The sequence below is a fragment of the Magnetospirillum aberrantis SpK genome, assembly GCF_011022235.1.
Taxonomy (GTDB): Bacteria; Pseudomonadota; Alphaproteobacteria; order Rhodospirillales; family Magnetospirillaceae; genus Magnetospirillum; species Magnetospirillum aberrantis.
Map to the genome: position 1 here is coordinate 111,986 of NZ_JAAIYP010000035.1, position 17,545 is coordinate 129,530.

At 65.3% G+C, this 17,545-nt stretch carries 18 protein-coding genes; 13 read left to right on the forward strand and 5 right to left on the reverse strand.

What is annotated here, in order from left to right:
- Positions 1-56: 56 nt before the first annotated feature.
- Positions 57-854 carry an undecaprenyl-diphosphate phosphatase gene (locus G4223_RS08755; protein ID WP_163677922.1) on the reverse strand — a complete coding sequence of 266 codons (798 nt, stop codon included), beginning with the start codon at positions 852-854 and terminating at the stop codon, positions 57-59.
- Between the two features lie 145 nt (positions 855-999).
- Between G4223_RS08755 and G4223_RS08760 the strand changes: the two genes are divergently transcribed.
- The 11 genes from G4223_RS08760 to G4223_RS08810 all read left to right on the forward strand — a co-directional run bounded on the left by G4223_RS08760 (position 1,000) and on the right by G4223_RS08810 (position 10,681).
- On the forward strand, positions 1,000-1,692 hold the full coding sequence (locus G4223_RS08760) for a methyltransferase domain-containing protein (RefSeq protein WP_163677925.1): 693 nt from the start codon (positions 1,000-1,002) through the stop codon (positions 1,690-1,692).
- Positions 1,693-1,706: 14 nt separating this feature from the next.
- Positions 1,707-3,290, forward strand: a complete 1,584-nt coding sequence (locus G4223_RS08765) for a hypothetical protein (protein ID WP_241004038.1) — start codon at positions 1,707-1,709, stop codon at positions 3,288-3,290.
- Between the two features lie 79 nt (positions 3,291-3,369).
- Entirely contained in the window at positions 3,370-4,011 is a 642-nt protein-coding gene (gene parA, locus G4223_RS08770; RefSeq protein WP_163677931.1) for a ParA family partition ATPase, read from the forward strand.
- Between the two features lie 9 nt (positions 4,012-4,020).
- The gene (locus tag G4223_RS08775; RefSeq protein WP_163677934.1) at positions 4,021-4,494 is read left to right on the forward strand and encodes a hypothetical protein; all 474 of its coding nucleotides are present in this window, start codon (positions 4,021-4,023) and stop codon (positions 4,492-4,494) included.
- A gap of 191 nt (positions 4,495-4,685) precedes the next feature.
- Positions 4,686-5,216, forward strand: a complete 531-nt coding sequence (locus G4223_RS08780) for a DUF2087 domain-containing protein (RefSeq protein ID WP_163677937.1) — start codon at positions 4,686-4,688, stop codon at positions 5,214-5,216.
- Positions 5,217-5,269: 53 nt separating this feature from the next.
- On the forward strand, positions 5,270-5,887 hold the full coding sequence (locus G4223_RS08785) for an NUDIX domain-containing protein (RefSeq protein ID WP_163677940.1): 618 nt from the start codon (positions 5,270-5,272) through the stop codon (positions 5,885-5,887).
- 135 nt (positions 5,888-6,022) lie between these two features.
- Positions 6,023-7,027, forward strand: a complete 1,005-nt coding sequence (locus G4223_RS08790; protein ID WP_163677943.1) for a cysteine synthase A — start codon at positions 6,023-6,025, stop codon at positions 7,025-7,027.
- 33 nt (positions 7,028-7,060) lie between these two features.
- On the forward strand, positions 7,061-7,912 hold the full coding sequence (gene sseA, locus G4223_RS08795; protein WP_163677946.1) for a 3-mercaptopyruvate sulfurtransferase: 852 nt from the start codon (positions 7,061-7,063) through the stop codon (positions 7,910-7,912).
- A gap of 71 nt (positions 7,913-7,983) precedes the next feature.
- Positions 7,984-9,156, forward strand: coding sequence for a cystathionine beta-lyase (gene metC, locus G4223_RS08800; protein WP_163677951.1), 1,173 nt, complete (start codon positions 7,984-7,986; stop codon positions 9,154-9,156).
- Positions 9,156-9,740 (forward strand): DUF1007 family protein, encoded by a 585-nt coding sequence (locus tag G4223_RS08805; RefSeq protein ID WP_163677955.1) that lies wholly within the window; start codon positions 9,156-9,158, stop codon positions 9,738-9,740. Before metC ends, G4223_RS08805 begins: the two co-directional genes overlap by 1 nt.
- Positions 9,728-10,681: a nickel/cobalt transporter gene (locus G4223_RS08810; protein WP_241004039.1), complete on the forward strand. Its 954-nt coding sequence runs from the start codon at positions 9,728-9,730 to the stop codon at positions 10,679-10,681. Before G4223_RS08805 ends, G4223_RS08810 begins: the two co-directional genes overlap by 13 nt.
- Positions 10,682-10,683: 2 nt before the next feature.
- Here G4223_RS08810 and G4223_RS08815 read toward each other — a convergent pair whose 3' ends face one another.
- Together G4223_RS08815 and G4223_RS08820 are read right to left on the reverse strand one after the other, a co-directional pair.
- A complete protein-coding gene (locus tag G4223_RS08815; RefSeq protein ID WP_163677958.1) occupies positions 10,684-11,703 on the reverse strand; it encodes a peptidoglycan -binding protein in 1,020 nt (339 codons plus the stop codon).
- Positions 11,700-12,842 (reverse strand): flagellar motor protein MotA, encoded by a 1,143-nt coding sequence (locus tag G4223_RS08820; protein ID WP_163678265.1) that lies wholly within the window; start codon positions 12,840-12,842, stop codon positions 11,700-11,702. The genes G4223_RS08815 and G4223_RS08820 overlap by 4 nt, the downstream gene beginning before the upstream one ends.
- A gap of 189 nt (positions 12,843-13,031) precedes the next feature.
- On the opposite strand from G4223_RS08820, the gene G4223_RS08825 reads away from it, so the two are divergent.
- Together G4223_RS08825 and G4223_RS08830 are read left to right on the forward strand one after the other, a co-directional pair.
- A complete protein-coding gene (locus G4223_RS08825; RefSeq protein WP_163677962.1) occupies positions 13,032-14,822 on the forward strand; it encodes a peptidase domain-containing ABC transporter in 1,791 nt (596 codons plus the stop codon).
- The gene (locus tag G4223_RS08830) at positions 14,819-16,372 is read left to right on the forward strand and encodes an HlyD family type I secretion periplasmic adaptor subunit (protein ID WP_163677964.1); all 1,554 of its coding nucleotides are present in this window, start codon (positions 14,819-14,821) and stop codon (positions 16,370-16,372) included. The genes G4223_RS08825 and G4223_RS08830 overlap by 4 nt, the downstream gene beginning before the upstream one ends.
- Positions 16,373-16,414: 42 nt before the next feature.
- Here G4223_RS08830 and G4223_RS08835 read toward each other — a convergent pair whose 3' ends face one another.
- Together G4223_RS08835 and G4223_RS08840 are read right to left on the reverse strand one after the other, a co-directional pair.
- Complete coding sequence (locus G4223_RS08835; protein WP_163677968.1) at positions 16,415-16,855, reverse strand: DUF411 domain-containing protein; 441 nt, start codon at positions 16,853-16,855, stop codon at positions 16,415-16,417.
- A 49-nt stretch (positions 16,856-16,904) separates the two neighbouring features.
- Positions 16,905-17,246 carry a hypothetical protein gene (locus G4223_RS08840; RefSeq protein ID WP_163677971.1) on the reverse strand — a complete coding sequence of 114 codons (342 nt, stop codon included), beginning with the start codon at positions 17,244-17,246 and terminating at the stop codon, positions 16,905-16,907.
- Between the last annotated feature and the right edge of the window lie 299 nt (positions 17,247-17,545).

Sequence of the window (17,545 nt, forward strand, 5' to 3'; positions counted from 1 at the left end):
ACACATTGCGCCCGCAGGTTTTACTGTCAACGACGGAACGGTAACGCTTGGTAACGTCAGCGGGTCAACAGCATGGCCAGCATCACCGAACCGAAGACGATGCGATACCAGGCGAAGGGAGCGAAACCGTGCCGGCTGATGAAGGCGATGGCGGCACGCACCACCACCAGCGCCGCGACGAAGGCGGCGACGAAACCGACCGCGATCAACGCCATATTGTCGAAAGACAGCGCCGACCAGTCCTTGTACATCTTGAACACGGTGGCGGCGATCATGGTCGGAATGGCCAGGAAGAACGAGAACTCCGCCGCCGCCTTGCGATCGACCCCCAACAGCAAGGACCCCATGATGGTGGCGCCCGATCGCGACACGCCGGGGATCATCGCCACGCATTGAAACAGGCCGATCTTGAGCGCGGTGGGCATGGGCATGGTTTCGACGCTGTGCACCTTGGGGCTCTTGACCAGCCGCTCGATAGCCAGGATGACGAAACCGCCGACCACCAGGGCGACCGCCACCACCACGGGCGAATCCAGCAGCGCGCGGATGGCCTTGTACGCCACGGCGCCGATGGCCATGGCCGGCAAGAAGCCGATCAGGATGTTGCGCACGAACGCCCGCGCCGCCGGATCGGAACCAAGCCCGCTCGCCGCCCCCCACAGGCGCTGCCAATAGACCACGCAGACGGCCAGGATGGCCCCCAGCTGGATGACGATCTCGAACGTCTTTCCGGGGGGGCCCTGAAATCCCAGCATGTCGCCCAACAAGATCAGGTGGCCGGTGGACGACACCGGCAGGAACTCGGTCAGCCCCTCGACAACGCCGAGCAGCAGGGCTTGCAGGAACAATTCCATGAGAGGACACCTTCGGGGGGGATGGAATGCGGGGCGGATCATGCTCCGGCGGTTCCGGCGGCGCAATACGCAAGGTGAACCCCGGACGGCGAAACTTGCCCCTAAGGTCGCCTTCCGTTACACCTGCCCCCAGGGAGGACATGCCGTGACATCCACAAGCTGCGATGGTTTCTACGCTTCCTATGCCGACTACAAGGGCTATCGCCCCCCCAATGTGGGGCGCAAGCAGGTCGCCCGCTTCGACGCCGAGATTTGGCGGCCGGCACAATGCCTGGCAAGCCATTCCTTTCTTGAGCTCGGTTGCGGCACCGGGGCCTTCCTGGCATACCTCGCCGGCAAGAATGTCGGACGTTTCCACGGCATCGACCATGACCCGGCGCTGGCACAGGTGATCCCGGAAAACGTGCGCGAACGCTTCACCTGCCGCGACGTCTGGGAGACCCTGGCCGACGACGGCTTGGGGCGCTTTGACCGGGTGGTAATCCTGGACGTGTTGGAACATTTCTCCCCTGAAGACGCCGCCCGCCTTTTGACCGCTCTGCGGCCGCGTCTGGAGCCGCAAGCGCGGGTGATCGTCAAGGTTCCCAACGTGTCTTCGCCATGGGCGCTGCAATGGCAATTCGGCGACCTGACCCACCGCACCGCGTTCAACCCCTTGTCGTTGAAACAGTTGGCGGGCTTTGCCGGCTACGACCTTGCCGCCGTCTGGCCCCAGCGCCAGGGCTCGCGTCGGCGCATGGTGACCGACGCCCTGGTGCATCGTTTCCTGTCCTGGGCCCTTTTGACCCCGCCCCCTTTGTGGAGCGCCAACTTCTACGGCATGCTGGTTCCTCGATGAACAAGAACGATTTCATGTCACGCGCCGCCCTGTGGCTGCTGCCTCTCGCCTTCGTCGCGGTTCTCTTTGTCATGCGGGCCTCCAGCTTGCCGTTCTGGCAAAGCTTCAACCTGGACCCCGACTATTACTACCTGCTGAACGGCCTGCGCATCGTCGAGGGATTGGCTCCCACCGACATTTCCCATCCCGGAACACCAGTCCAGGTTCTGATCGCCGCCACCATCAAGGCGTTGCATCCCCTGACCTCGACCGAGGCGACGGTGGACGCGGTCCTGCGCGACGCCGAGGACGTGCTGGTCGCCGCCACCAGCGTCATCTACGTGTTGATCGGCCTGTCGCTGTGGTGGATGGGGCGCGCGGTATGGGGGGCCACCGGGGCATTGCTGCCGGCGCTATTGGCCCAGACAGCGCCCCTTTTGTCGCGCATCGTTCCCAAATTCGCCCTGCATCCCAAACCCGAACCGTTTCTTGTCATCGCCGTCGCCCTGCTGGTGGCGGCCGTCATGCCGCTGATCCGTCCCCGCGACGATGGCAAATGGGACCGTGCCGCCGCCTTGGCCGGCGTCGCCATGGCGCTGGGAATCGCGTGCAAGGTGCATTTCGCCGTGCTGGGGGTGTTGCCGCTGCTGCTGGTGGACCGCCGTCGCTTCCTGATCTACGCGGGTGTCGGTGCCGCCGCCCTGGTGGTGTTCGTCGCCCCGGCCCTTCCCTCGTGGTCCATCTGGGTGGATTGGATCGGCCGCATGGTGATGCATTCGGGGGCCTATGGCGAAGGGGCCGCCACGGTGATCGACACCGGCCGTTATCCCCGTGCCGTGCTCAAGCTGTTTTCGTCGAAGCTATTCATGTCCCTGGGCGTGGTCGGCACGGTCTTGCTGTTGACCGCCTATTTCCGGCTGCGCCGCCGCGGCCTGATGGAACAAGACCGTTTCGCCCGCCTTGCGGCCGGCATCGTCGCCGCCCAGGTGCTGGTGGTTCTGTCGGTGGCGAAACAGCCCGCCGCCCATTACCTGATGCCAGCACTGGTGCTGACCGGGCCGTTGCTGGCGGCATTGTGGAGCCTGAGCCGGCCCCTGATGCCACACATCCATACCCGTTTCTGGGGAACGGTGCTGGTGGTGCTGGTGGCGTTGCAGATTCCGCAAATGGCCAAACAGAACGCAGAATTGCGGGGCTGGACCGAGGAACAGATGGCCATCGACCTGGGCGCCCGCTTTCCCGGTTGCGCCAAGATCTACTACGACGCCGCCTCGGCCCAATCCTATGCCTTCCAGCGCGGCGACATGAACGCGCAAGGCCGTTATTCCGCCAAGCTGGCGCCGCTGTTCCCGAACGACGAATACACCTGGTTCACCAACGACCACACCTATTGGAAAAACGGCCTGATGCAGTGGCTGAAGCCCGTCACCCTGGCGGATATCCTCGACCGTCACGGCTGCGCCGTGTGGCGGGGCAACCAGCATTGGACGGTCGCCCCTTACGCCAACCGGCAGATTCCCGGCTTCGTGTTCGACGACCGCTGCGACATGGGCGAGGAAACCTTGTTCACCAAAGGCGTGAAATGCGACGGCAGCCGCGTCCCGGTTGCGGTCCCGTGACCATTCGCACTTGCAAAACCGCACGAACCGGCTAGCCTTTTCCAAGTACTCTAAAAAGCCGCACCCAAAGGGGGAAGCCATGCCGGCCAAGATCGTCACCATCGCCCAGCAAAAGGGCGGCGCGGGCAAGACCACCATGGCCGCCCAATTGGCGGTGAGCTATGCCCGTGCCGGCAAGCGCGTCGGTCTGATCGACATCGACCCCCAGGGGTCGTTGGCCACATGGTACGAAGTGCGCAAGGCGCTGGTGGCCCCCGACGGGGCCGGCATCTCTTTCGTCCAGGCCTCGGGCTGGCGCCTGACCAACGAACTGGACCGCATGAAGCGCGACACCGACCTGATCTTGGTGGATTCGCCGCCACATGCGGAAACGGACGTGCGCATCGCGGTGCGCGCCGCCGACCTGATCATGGTGCCCATGCAGCCGTCGCCCATGGATTTGTGGGCGACCCAGCCGACGCTGGACATGGCGAAGAAGGAGAAGTCGACGGCCTTGGTGGTGTTCAACCGCACGCCGCCGAAGGGCAAACTGGTGGACGCGGTTCGCCGCAAGATCGTCGAGGCCGACATGCCGGTGGCCGCCACCGTCCTGGGCAACCGCGTCGCCTTCGCCGCGTCGATGATGGAAGGCAAGGGCGTCGCCGAAAGCAACCCGCGCCATACCGCCACCAAGGAAATCAAGGCGCTTGCCGACGAAATCGCCGGCAAGCTGGGATTTTAAAGGAAAATCATGGACTACAGTTTCGCCGCGGCCATCGGCCTGCACACCCTTGCCGCCGTCATCTGGGTGGGCGGCATGTTCTATGCCCACATGGTGTTGCGGCCGGCGGTCACCGAGATGTCGGTTTCGTTGCGCCTGACGCTGTGGAGCCGGGTGCTGCCGCGTTTCTTCGCCTGGGTGGGGGTGTCGGTGGCTGTGCTTCTGGTCACCGGTTACGGTGTGTTGCTGACCGGCTATCGCGGCGGCATCACCGGCGGCAACCTGCATATCGACGTCATGCAGATCGTCGGCGCGGTGATGATCGCGCTGTTCCTCTACATGCTTGTCGTGCCCTTCGTCCTGTTCCGCCGGGCACTGGCCATCAACGACCTGGGCGCAGCGGCGGTACAGCAAGGCCGCATCCGCGCCATCATCCTGGTCAACCTGTTGCTGGGACTGTTCACCACCTTCATCGGCGCCGCCGGCACTTTCGTCGGCTATTGATCCCGGATGCCGACCGGGCGTATAAGCGTCCCCGGTCGGCAGTTCACCCAGGCGTCGCCGCCCCGCGAGGGGAGCTAAACCTGCCGCTTGTCCTTGTTTTCTTCGACCCGACACCTTGTCCCGTGCCGCGTCGGAAGCCGGCGACCACCGACAATCCCACTTGGATTTCCGGCACGTCGTGAGGATAAGCGATGTCGCGCACCCATCTTCCCTATCACGCCGAGGACATTTCGGCCTTGGCCCGCACCCTCAAGGGTGAACTGGCCCGCCTTGACCATCAGCCCGGCCACGTCGAACTGCTGAACATTCTGGCGCGCGGCGCCGGCTGGCGCAATTTCCAGCATTTCCGCGCCCAGGATGCCGCCCGCGCCGCCCTGGAGCAACCAACCGAACCGGCCCCGCCGCCCGATTACCTGCGCGTTCGGCGCACCCTTCGTCATTTCGACGACAAGGGCCGCATGGTGCGCTGGCCCGGCAAGCACACCGAGCGGCAATTGTGCCTGTGGGTCTTGTGGTCGCGCCTGCCCGCCCGCCACACCATGACGGAAAAACAGGTCAACGAGGCGTTGGCCGCACAACACCTGTTTGGCGACCATGCCCTGTTGCGCCGCGAACTGGTGGACGGCGGATGGCTGAAGCGCACCCGCGACGGCGCCGTCTATCAGCGCCAGGAACGCCGGCCCAGCGCCGACGCGCTGGCGCTGATCGCCGCCTTGCCATAGACCGGGCCGCGGGGTACTCCTGGTCTCTCGCCCCCCCGCGAACGGAGACCAGGATGACCGCCCACCGCTTCACCGACGACGACGTGCAGATCGTCGCCAGGACGCGCGAGTTCCAAGGCTATTTCGCGATTGATCGCTATCGGGTCCGCCATCGCACCTTCGCCGGCGGCTGGACCGGAGAGATCACCCGTGAAATCTTCGAACGCGGTCACGCCGTGGTGGTCATCCTGTACGACCCCGAACGCGATGCCATCGCCCTGATCGAACAGTTCCGCATGGGCGCCCTGGCCGCCGGCCAGTATCCGTGGCTGATCGAATGCGTCGCCGGCATCATCGAGGACGGCGAGACACCCGAACAGGTGGCCTTGCGCGAAGCCGAAGAAGAGGCCGGCGCCACCCCCGAGCACATAGAGCATGTCGGCAAGTTCATCATCACCCCCGGCGGTTCCAGCGAAACGGTCGAGCTGTTCGTCGCCAAGGTGGACACATCGACCATCGACGGCCTGCACGGACTGGAGCACGAGGGCGAGGATATCCGCGTCTTCACCGTGCCGGTCGAGGAAGCCTATGCCATGGTCAAGGACGGCCGCGTCGCCAATTCCATGGCGGTGATCGCCGTGCAATGGCTGATGCTGGAACGACAGGAATTGCGCCGCCGCTGGCAGCGCTGAAGCGGCAAGGCCCCCTTCCTTCGCGAATGGGGGCCTTTCTCGATGTCATATTTAACATCACAATTTTGTATTGATATCAATATACACATTTAATATTGTGTATGAAGTGAATCATACACACGAATGAGAGACTGAATGACCGACGTCCGCGACGGCTTCCTCGACACCATCGGCCGTACCCCGCTGATCAAGCTGCACGGGCCGTCGGCGGCCACCGGCTGCACCATCCTGGGCAAGGCGGAGTTCCTGAACCCCGGCGGTTCGGTCAAGGACCGCGCGGCGCTGGCCATCATCCAGGACGCCGAGGAAAAGGGCTTGCTGAAGCCCGGCGGCGTCATCGTCGAAGGCACCGCCGGCAACACCGGCATCGGCCTGACATTGGTGGGCAACGCCTTGGGCTATCGGACGGTCATCGTCATGCCCGAGACGCAAAGCCAGGAAAAGAAGGACATGCTGCGGCTGATCGGCGCCGACCTGCGTCTGGTGCCGGCCGTGCCCTATTCCAACCCCGGCAATTACGTCCGCTATTCCGAAGCCCTGGCCGGCGAGTTGGCCAAGACCGAAGCCAACGGCGTGCTGTGGGCCAACCAGTTCGACAACGTCGCCAACCGCCTGGGCCACTATCGCACCACCGGCCAGGAAATCTGGCGCCAGACCGGGGGCAAGGTGGACGCCTTCACCTGCGCGGTGGGCACCGGCGGCACGCTGGCCGGCACCGGCATGGCGCTCAAGGAGCACGACAAGGACATCCGCATCGTCCTGGCCGATCCCATGGGCTCGGCCCTTTACCACCATTATGCCCATGGCGAGCTCAAGGCCGAGGGCGGTTCGATCACCGAAGGCATCGGCCAGGGCCGCATCACCAAGAACCTGGTGGGCGCCCCCATCGACGACCAGGTTCAGGTCACCGACCCCGAAGCGCTGGGTGTCATCTTCGAACTGGTCCAGAAGGAAGGGCTGGTGCTGGGCGGATCATCGGGCGTCAACGTCGCCGCCGCCATCCAGGTGGCCCGCAAGCTGGGGCCGGGCCATACGGTGGTGACAGTGCTTTGCGATTATGGTACGCGCTACCAAAGCAAGCTGTTCAATCCGGCCTTCCTGAAAGAGCGCGACCTGCCCGTTCCGGAATGGCTGGCCTAGGGCGGCACCCCAGCCAATCATTCCGAGGGAAGCATGACCTATCCCAACCCGGACGCCCTGGTCACCACCGAGTGGCTGGCGGCGCACCTGTCCGCGCCCGACGTGCGCGTGGTCGACGCCAGTTGGCACATGCCCGCCGCGGGCCGGAATGCCCGTCAGGAATACGAAGCCAGCCACATTCCCGGCGCGGTGTTCTTCGACATCGATGAAATCGCCGACACCTCGGTACAATTGCCGCACATGTTGCCGCGTCCCGAACTGTTCGCCAGCAAGGTTCGCCGGCTGGGCCTGGGCAACGGCCACAAGATCGTGGTCTACGACACTGCCGGATTGGGCGCCGCGCGGGTGTGGTGGACGTTCCGGGTATTCGGCCATCGTGACGTGGCGGTGCTGGACGGCGGTTTGTCGAAATGGGTGGCCGAGGGCCACGCCATCGAGGATTTGCCGCCCATGCCGCGCGACCGCCATTTCATGCCCTATGTCAACGCGACCCTGGTGCGCAGTTTCGACCAGATGCGGGCCAACCTCGACAGCCGGCGCGAACAGGTGGTGGACGCCCGTTCGGCGGAACGTTTCGCCGCCACCGCCCCCGAACCGTGGCCGACCCGGCACGTGGGGCACATGCCCGGCGCGCTGAACGTACCCTTTGGCGAGTTGGTGGACGAAACCACCAGGACCATGAAACCGGCCGCCGAACTGCGCGCCCGGTTCGAGGCCGCCGGCTTCGACTTCACCCGTCCGGCGGTGACATCCTGTGGATCGGGTATCACCGCCTGCACCCTGGCGCTGGCCCTTTACCTGTTGGGCAAAGACGACGTCGCCGTCTATGACGGATCGTGGGCCGAATGGGGCACGCACCCCGACGCGGTGGCGGTGGCCGACTGAATCTCCTTGGCTTGGGGGGCGGGGCGGTGCCACCATCGCCCCCTGCCCAACACCCAAGCCCCCAAGGAAGCATGAGCGGCAAAGACAGCCTTTTCGTCCACGCCGGCCGTCATTCCGAACGCTATCACGGCGCCGTCAACCCGCCGGTCTACCGCGCCTCGACCATCCTGCACCCGTCGGTGGCGGTGATGGAGGCCACCGGAAAGACTCCGTTCGAGGGCGTGCGCTACGGCCGCTACGGCACGCCGACCACTTTCGCCTTCGAGGAAGCGGTGGCAGCGGTCGAAGGGGGCGTGCGCGCCATCGCCATGCCGTCGGGACTGGCGGCCATCACCGCGACGCTGATGGCCTTGCTGAAATCCGGCGACCATCTGTTGATGGTGGACACCGCCTATTTCCCGACCCGCAAGTTCTGCGATTCGGTGTTGTCGGGCTTGGGGATCGAGACCACCTATTACGATCCCACGGTCGGAGCCGGCATCGAAAGCCTGATACGCCCCAACACCCGGCTGGTGTTCACTGAATCGCCCGGTTCGCTGACATTCGAGGTTCAGGACGTTCCGGCCATCGCCGCGATCGCCCACGCCCATGGCGCCCTGGTGGCCATGGACAACACCTGGGGCATCCTGACGTTCCAGCCTTTTGCCCATGGCGTGGACGTGTCGATCCAGGCCTGCACCAAATACGTGGTCGGCCATGCCGACGCCATGCTGGGCTCGATCACCGTCGCCGACGAGGATTTGTGGCTGCGCCTCAAGACCTCGGTCGCCGCCTTCGGCCATTCGCCGGGCACCGAGGAAATGTTCCTGGGCCTGCGCGGCCTGCGCACCCTGGGGGTCCGGCTGCGTCATCATGCGCAAACGGCACTCAAGCTGACGACGTGGCTGCGCGACCGCCCCGAGGTGGCGCAGGTGCTGTATCCCCCCTTGCCCGGCGACGCCCACCACGAGCTGTGGAAACGCGATTTCGACGGCGCCTGCGGCCTGTTCGGGGTGATCCTGAACCCCGCTTCCAAACCAGCGGTGGACGCCATGCTGGACGGCTACCGCTATTTCAATCTTGGTTTCTCGTGGGGCGGTTTCGAAAGTCTGGTGATCCCCACCTCCGGCCATTCCATCGTGCGCACCGCCACCGCCTGGGCTCCACCCGGCCCGAGCTTGCGGTTCCATGCCGGGCTGGAGGACGCGGACGACCTGTTGGCCGACCTGGAAGCCGGCTTCGACCGGCTGCGGGCGGCAGGCTGATGCGGCGTTGGCTGGCGGCGCTGGCGATGATGCTGGCGCCCCTTCCCGTCCTGGCCCATCCCCATGTGCTGATCGATTCGCATATGGTGGTGATCTTCGAGGCGGGGCGCATCACCGGTCTTCAGATGGGGTGGAAGTTCGACCCGGTCTATTCCAGTTCGCTGGTCCAGGATTACGACAAGGACAAGAGCGGGTCGCTGTCGGCCAAAGAGATCGCCGACATGGAGCGCGAGGCGTTCCAGGACACCCAGCCCTACAGCTATTTCACCTATGCCAAGGTGGACGACAAGCCGGTCCAATGGCCCCGCGCCGAAGGGTTCACGGTGATGGTGGTGCAAGACAGCCTGTTGTACGGCTTTCGCCTGCGCCTGCCCGAGCCGGTGGACCCGCGCAAACAGACGTTCAGCCTGTCCACCTATGAAGAGACCTATTACATCGACATCGACTTCGCCAATGAGACGGCCGTGCGCCTGATCGGCGACGGTTCCGACGGATGCCGCGCCATCATGTCGCCCGATTCCGACAACAAGCTTTATGGCGGCATCGTCGTCCCCAACAAGGTGGAAATCACATGCGCCCCCTAGGCTTGGCCGTGCTGTTGCTCGCCCTGTCGCTTCCTGTCCTGGCCCATGCCGGACTGGTGCCGCCGCCACAAGCCCTTCCCGGCGCCGATCTGCCCGAGCCGTTGCGGTCGCTGGCGCAATGGGGCTTCGCCCTGCAACGCGAACTGAACGGCGAAATGCGGGCGCATCTGGCCGAACTCAAGCAAGGGGAAAGCCTGCGCCCGGCCTTGGGACTGATCTTCGCCGCCTTCGTCTACGGCGTGTTCCACGCCATCGGCCCCGGCCACGGCAAGGTGGTGATCGGGTCCTGGCTGGTCAGCCGCCGCGCCCGTCTGAGTTGGGGCCTGTCCGCCTGTTTCCTGTCCGCCGCCGTCCAAGGCACCACCGCGATCGTCGTCGTGCTGGTCCTGGCCGGACTGGCGGCATTGGCGCCCAAGGACATCCTGGTCCAGGCGGCGTGGCTTGAGGTGGCGTCCTATGGGCTGATCGCCGTCATGGGCGCGGTGATGGCCTGGAACACCTTGCGCGACCGTGCCGCCTGTGGTCACGACCACGGCCACGATGAACACGACCACGGGCATGACCATGGGCATGCCTGTTGCGGCCATCACCCCCCCCCGCCCGAGGACGCCCGCACCCTATGGGCCATGGCCGCCGCCATCGGCTTTCGTCCCTGTTCCGGCGCCATCCTGGTGCTGCTGTTCACCCTGGCCAACGGCCTGATGCTGGTGGGCATCGCCGCCACCTTCGCCATGGCCGCCGGCGTCGGCCTGACGGTGTCGGGAATCGGGTTGTCGGCGCTGGGCCTCAATCGTCTTCTGGACCGCGGCGCCGCCCGGTCGCGCCATGGAGACCTGTTGCGCAAGGCGCTGTCTCTGGCCGGCGCCGCCGTCATCATGTTGTTGGGAATCACCCTGATGCTGGGATCGCTTCAGGGCGGCGCGCCGGTACTGACGGGATAAACTTACCGCGCGTCGAAACGGATTTCGATACGGCGGTTCCTGGCCAGGGCTTCGTCGCTGTCACCTTTTTCCAATGGCTGGTATTCGCCGAAACCGGCGGCGGCCAGACGGTCGGCGGGAACGCCGTTGGCGATCAGGGTCTTGATGACGGTGATGGCGCGCGCCGTGGACAATTCCCAATTGGACGGGAACCGGCCCGAGGCGATGGGCCGTTTGTCGGTGTGGCCATCGACCCGCAGCACCCAGGGCACGTCCTTGGGAACCTGTTTGGCGATGTCGTTCAAGGTCTTGGCCAAGGCCCGGATCTGTTCGATGCCGTCGATGCCCATCTCGGCCGAGCCGGAATCGAACAACACCTCGGACTGAAAGACGAAACGGTCGCCTTCGACCCGGATGCCGGGACGATTGCCCAGCACCTCGCGCAGCTTGCCGAAGAATTCCGAGCGATAGCGTTGCAGTTCCTCGACCTTGCCGGCCAAGGCGACGTTCAGGCGCTTGCCCAGATCGACGATCTGCACCTTCTGGTCGGCCGCCAACTTTTCCGAGGCGTCCAACGCCGCCGCCAACCGGGCCATTTCCTTACGGATGGTTTCGAGTTGTTGGTTCAGCAACGCCACCTCGGCCCGCGCCGCCATCGATGTGGACTTCTCGCCCTCCAGCGCGTCGCCCATCTCGGCCAGCTTGGCCTCGAGCTCGGTCTTGAGCGCCTCAAGTGCTGCGATGTCATGGCTCAGCTTGTCGCGTTCGGCACTGTTCTCGGCCAATTGCCCGTTCAGCCGTGCCAGATCGGCGCGCAAGCCTTCGCTGGCTTTCTTCTCGATGGACAATTGCTCGACCAGGGCGGCCATTTCCTTGCTCAGGCGGTCGCGCGCCGCCTCGCTGCCGCTCAACGCGGTGCCCAGGAAATACTGGGCCAGCACGAACACCAGCAGCATGAACACCATGACCATGACCAGCCCCGACAGGGCATCGACGAAGCCCGGCCAGATGTCGACGCCGCGACTGCGCCGGCGGCCGATCATTGGCCGTTCTCCGCCTCGTCGGCCAAGGCGGCGATGGTGCGGGCCAGGAACTTGAACTCGGAACGCAACTGGTTGATCAGTTCCTCGTGGCCACGCGCGCCGTCCTCGACCAGCCGGCCCAGCGCCACATCCATGTTGCGCAGATGCAGCCGCGCCGTGTCGTCCAGACCGCCACTGCCCGAACCTTCCGCCAGCTTGGCCATCAGCGGCTTCATCTCAAGCTGCGCCTCGCCCAGCTTGATCATCAACGCCTGTTCCATGCGCATGTGGTCGGTCAGCGTGGACAGTTTGTCGGTCAGGGCGCGAATGTTGTTGTTGGTCGAGATGCGGCTTTCCTCGCCGCGCGCGATCACCCGCTGCAAGCCGTCCAGACTGTCGGCGGTCTGTTCCAGAAGCGCCTGGATATAGGCGGGAACCGGCTGGTCGCCGTCACCGCCGCCGATGCCGCCGCCCAACCGGGTCTGACCGGCCAGCCATTCCTCGAGCTCGTTGTAGAAAGCGTTCTGCGCCTGGCTGGCCTGAAGATCGAGGAACCCCAGCACCAACGATCCGGCCAGACCGAACAACGAAGTGGAAAACGCCGTGCCCATGCCGCCCAGCGGCAATTCCAGCCCGGTCTTCAGACGCTCGAACATGGCCGCCGCGTCCGCCCCCGTTCCCACCGACAAGGACGAGATCACGTCGCTGACCGAACCGATGGTCCGCGACAACCCCCAGAAGGTGCCGAGCAGGCCAAGGAAGATCAACAGGCCGACGAAATAACGCGCCAGTTCGCGGCCTTCGTCCAGGCGTGCGCCAATGGAATCAAGCAACGACCGCAAGCCCATGGCGGACAGGCTCATGCGGCCCTGACGCTCGCCCAGCATGGTGGCCATGGGCGTCAACAGCCGCAGCTTGCCGCCGGAAAGCTGTGGCTGGCCGCGCCGCCAGGTCTCCAGCCACGCCACCTCGGGCTTCAGCAACATCACCTGGCGGAAATTCAACACGATGCCCACCAGGAACACGCCGACGATCAGCCCGTTCAGCCCCGGATTGGCCATGAACGCCCGCGTCACGCCGGGTGCCAGCAACACCGCCACGGCGGCGACCACGGCCAGGAAGGCGGCCATGCGCAGGAGATAGCGGTTGGGACGGGTCATCATTGTGCCTCCAGTGGTGGTGCGGCGCCCCTGAGTGTTGGGACTGAATGTGTCCATTCCAGGGCGCACTATGCCCCCCGGTCGGCCAACAGACAACACGGGTGTCCTAGGTGAAATTACCTATGCAGCACGCGATGCGCGATATTTTTCATTTGCCACACCGGGCCGCCCTCGCCCAAATGTCATGCCATGGACACGGATACCCAACCCGACAAACGCGCGTGGCTCAGAACCATCGTCGATCCCTTGCGCCCGGTGGCCCGCGAGCTGCTGGCCGCGTCGCTGTTCGTCAACCTGTTAGCCCTGGCGGCGCCAATCTTCGTGATGCAGGTCTATGACCGGGTCATCGGCCATTCCGGCCTGGAAACCCTGAAGGGGCTGGTGATCGGCATGGTGCTGGTTCTGGCCTTCGACTACGTCATGCGCCAGTCGCGCGGCCGCGTCATGCAGATGGTCGCCCTGCGCATCGACGTCGAGGTGGGAACGCGGCTGTTCGACAAGCTGATGCGCCTGCCCCTGCGCACGCTGGAGGGGCGGCCCACCGCGTTCTGGCAGCAATTGTTCCGCGACGTCGACGCGTTGCGCAACACGCTGTCGGGCGCTTCGGCCATCTTGCTGGCCGACCTGCCTTTCGTGTTCGTGTTCCTGGGTGTCATCTTCGTCATCGGCAAGCCGCTGGCGGCGGTGTTCCTGGTGATGTTCCTGCTGTTCATCCTGTTGGCGTGGCGGTCGGGCCGGGCGCTGGCCGACAGCGCCCAACGCGAAAAGAACGTCACCGCGTCGCGCGACGCCCTGGTGGCGGAAATCGTCGCCGGGCGCGGCATCGTCAAGTCGGTCGGCCTGGACCGCGCCGTCCGCCCATTGTGGGAGGAACGTCAGGCCGGCGCCATCGAGCACGCCATCCAACGCGGCGCGGTCGCCGACGGCTACGTGACCATCGGCACCGAACTGACCCAGATGGCCAGCATCCTGCTGACCACGGTGGGCGCAATCTACATCATCGACCACGAACTCAGCATGGGCGCGCTGGTGGCGTGCAACATGCTGTCGGCCCGTCTTTACGGCCCCATCAACCAGTTGGTCGGCGCCTGGAAAAGTTTCGGCGGCTTCCGTCAGTCGGTGGACCGGCTGTCGGAACTGTTCGCGGAAAGCGAAGACCGTTCCGAAGCCACCATGCGCTTGCCGCGGCCCAATGGACGCCTGACCATCGAGAACCTGAACTTCGCCTATGAAGAGGACGCGCCGCCCAGCCTGGGCATCGAACGCCTGGACATCGTGCCCGGCGGCGTAACCGCCATCCTGGGCAAGAACGGCAGCGGCAAGACCACGCTGCTCAAGGTGTTGATGGGACTTTATCCGCCGGCCAAGGGGCGCGTGCTGTTGGACGGTGCCGACATCGCCCAGTTCAGCCGCGGCGAACTGGCGTCGTGGATCGGCTATGTGCCCCAGGACACGCTGTTGTTCAACGCCTCGGTGCGCGACAACATCGCCTATGGCGCGCCAGGGTGCTCCGACGAACAGATCTTGGCGGCGGCCCGTGCCGCCGGGGTGCACGACGTCATCGCCGACATGCCCAAAGGGTACGCCACCGGCATCGGCGAGGCCGGGTCCAAGCTGTCGGCCGGCCAGCGCCAGCGCATCGCCATCGCCCGCGCCCTGGTGGGCAACCCGCCGGTGCTGTTGCTGGACGAGCCCTCAGCCAGCCTGGACCGTCAGGCCGAAGAGGATTTGCGCGCCACCATGGCCGAACTGGCCAAGACCCGTACCGTCGTGGTGGTGACCCATTCGCCGGTGCTGTTGCCGGCGTGCCGCGACGTGGTGGTGCTGGATCGCGGCCACCTGTTGGCCGCCGGACCGGCGGCCGAGGTTCTGCCCCGATTGTTCGGCACGCGCCCGGCCGCCGCGCCGCAACAGCCACCCAAACCCAACCCCGCCGCCGCCGTGCCGCCCCACCAGATGCAGGCGCGAGTGACGCCATGACCGAACAACAACTGCCCCAAGTTCCGCCCGAACTCACCGCCGCCCCGGCCCCGGAACCCGCGGAACCGGAAAAAAAGGAAGACGGCGGTCGCCAGATATTGGCCGCCGTCATCGCCGTGCTGCGCTGGCTGGGACCGCAGCCGGGCGCCAAGGGCTACCATCCCCGCGCGCTGCTGACCGCCTTTTGGCGCTGGCTGCTGCCGGGTGGTCCGGTGCTGTTGCCGGCGGCCGAGGGACGTCACCTGACCACCGAACACGGTGGCCGCCTCCAGGAACTGTCCCATTCCTATCCGCTGCCCAGTTGGCGCCCCCTGGCGCGGCTGGTGATGGTGGCGCTGTCGGCCTTTGTGGTGTGGACGCTGTTCGCCCGGCTGGACGAGGTGACCATCGCCACCGGCGAAGTGGTGCCCGAGGGCAAGGTCAAGGTCATCCAGCATCTGGAGGGCGGCATCGTGCGCGAGATTTCGGTCGCCGACGGCACCGAGGTCAAGGAGGGCACGCCGCTGATGCAACTGGACCTGTCGGCCAGTTCCCTGAACCGCGACGAATTGCAGGTCCGTCTGGATGGTCTGATGCTGCAACGCGCCCGGCTGCGCGCCGAAGTGACGGGCGCGGCCGATGTGGATTTCCCGGCCGAAGAGGCTGCACGCCGGCCGGTTCTGGTGGCGGCGGAAACCCGCAATTTCGACAGCCGGCGCCAAGCCTTGCGGGCGACGCTGGCGGTGCTGCACGACCAGGCCCGACAAAAATCGCTGGAGGTCCAGGAACTGGACACCCGCCAGCGGGCCATCGCCTCGAATCTGCGGCTGGCCCGCGAACGCTTCGCCATGTCCAGCGAATTGATGAAATCCGGGCTGACCGCGCGCATGGAACATGTCGCCCTGCAAGGTCAGGTCGAGGAACTGGGCGGCCAGTTGGAGAGCTTGCGAGCCTCGATTCCCCGCGCCCAGGCCGGCGCCGAGGAAGCCAAAAGCCGCATCGCCGAGGAAGAAGCCCGCTTCGTCCGCACCGCCCAAGGCGAATTGGCCGAAGCCGAGTTGAACGTGGCCCGGACCCGCGAATTGCTGTCCCAGGCGTCGGACCAGCAGCGCCGCACCCAGATCACCAGCCCCATCGACGGCATCGTCAAGAACCTGCGGGCCAACACCATCGGCGGCGTGGTCAAACCGGGCGAACCGATCATGGAAATCGTGCCCTTGCACGAACGTCTTCAGATCGACGCCAAGCTGAACCCCGCCGACCGCGGTTATGTCCTGGTGGGACAAAGCGCCACGGTCAAGCTGTCGGCCTATGACTACACCACTTATGGCGGGCTTGAGGGCACGGTCATCCTGGTGGCGCCGGACACCACCATGGGACCCGACAACCAGCCGTTCTATCGCGTGGTCGTGCAGACCGAGCGCGCCTATCTGGGCGACGAAAAGGGAAAACAGCCGATCACCGCCGGCATGCAGGCGACGGTGGACATCCACACCGGCACCCGCACGGTCATGGAATATCTGGTGAAACCGGTGCTCAAACTGCGTCACGAAGCGTTCCGCGAGCGATGATCCCCGCCCGCGGAACACCCGCCCGTCACTTACCCCCACCCGTCATTTGACGTTGAAGCGCATGAACGGTTTGGCGCCGTCAGGACCAAAAGCGTAGACGGTAAAGGGCTCGGGCGCCCCGGACATGCCGGGCGATCCCTGCGGCATGCCCGGCGCCGAAAGACCGGTCACCTTGGGCCGGTCCTTCAACAGCTTGTCGACGGCTTCGGCCGGAACGTGGCCTTCGATGACGTAGCCGTCGATCACGGCGGTATGGCACGACTGCATCTCTTCCGGCACCTTGAGGCGTTCCTTGACCGGTTCCATGTCGTCCAGCATCACCACCTTGGCGGCGTAGCCCTTGGCCTTGATATAGTCGATCCAGCCGCCGCAACAGCCGCAACTGGGCGAGCGGTAAACGGTCATGGTTTCGCCGGAGACAGCCGGCACGGCCGCCGACGCGACGGCCAAAACCGCCGCCGCGAAAACAATGCGATGGTTCATGTGAGTATTTTCCTGATTCGATGAACGCGATAAGGCGAAGATGGTCGGATCAGGTACGAGGCGGGCGTTCCAGTGGTGACGGATGGCGCGACGGCAGGAACGCCAGCACCGGCAAAGCCACCCGCGACGACGACGTCACGGGCCGCAACCCGAACGGCGCCGACATCAGCAAGGGCGGCAAGCTGGCTTGAAGGCAGCCCAAGGCGCAGGCGGCGTCGGCATGACGGGCCACGGGAACGCCATCGCCGTCACAGGCATGATGGTCGCAATCGGCGATGTCGGTCATGGGCATGGCCGCCATGGCCACAGCCGGACGGGCCGGCGCCCACAGAGGCACCAGCACCAGAGCCAGGATGGCCAGCAATACCCGCAATCGCGCACAGATCGTCATGACGTCACCATACGCCAGCCCGCCATGCGGCGAAACAACCTTGGTCAAGCCCGCTAAAGGTCCGCCAGACGGCGTAATCTGTTCGCCAGGACCAACATGTCGTCGATAAGCACCCGCAGCCGTTCGTTGGCTGGCGCTTCCTGTCTTGTGGCGGTTAGAAGGTCCGTGCCAGGTGTTTTTCAAGATGGCCGATGCGGTTCCCAAAGCCGCTTTCCGGTCTTCGGGCGACACACAGTTTCCATGATGTCGGTGGGAATGCGCTGCTGGAGCTTGAAGTAAGCACCGTCGCGCTTCAGGTA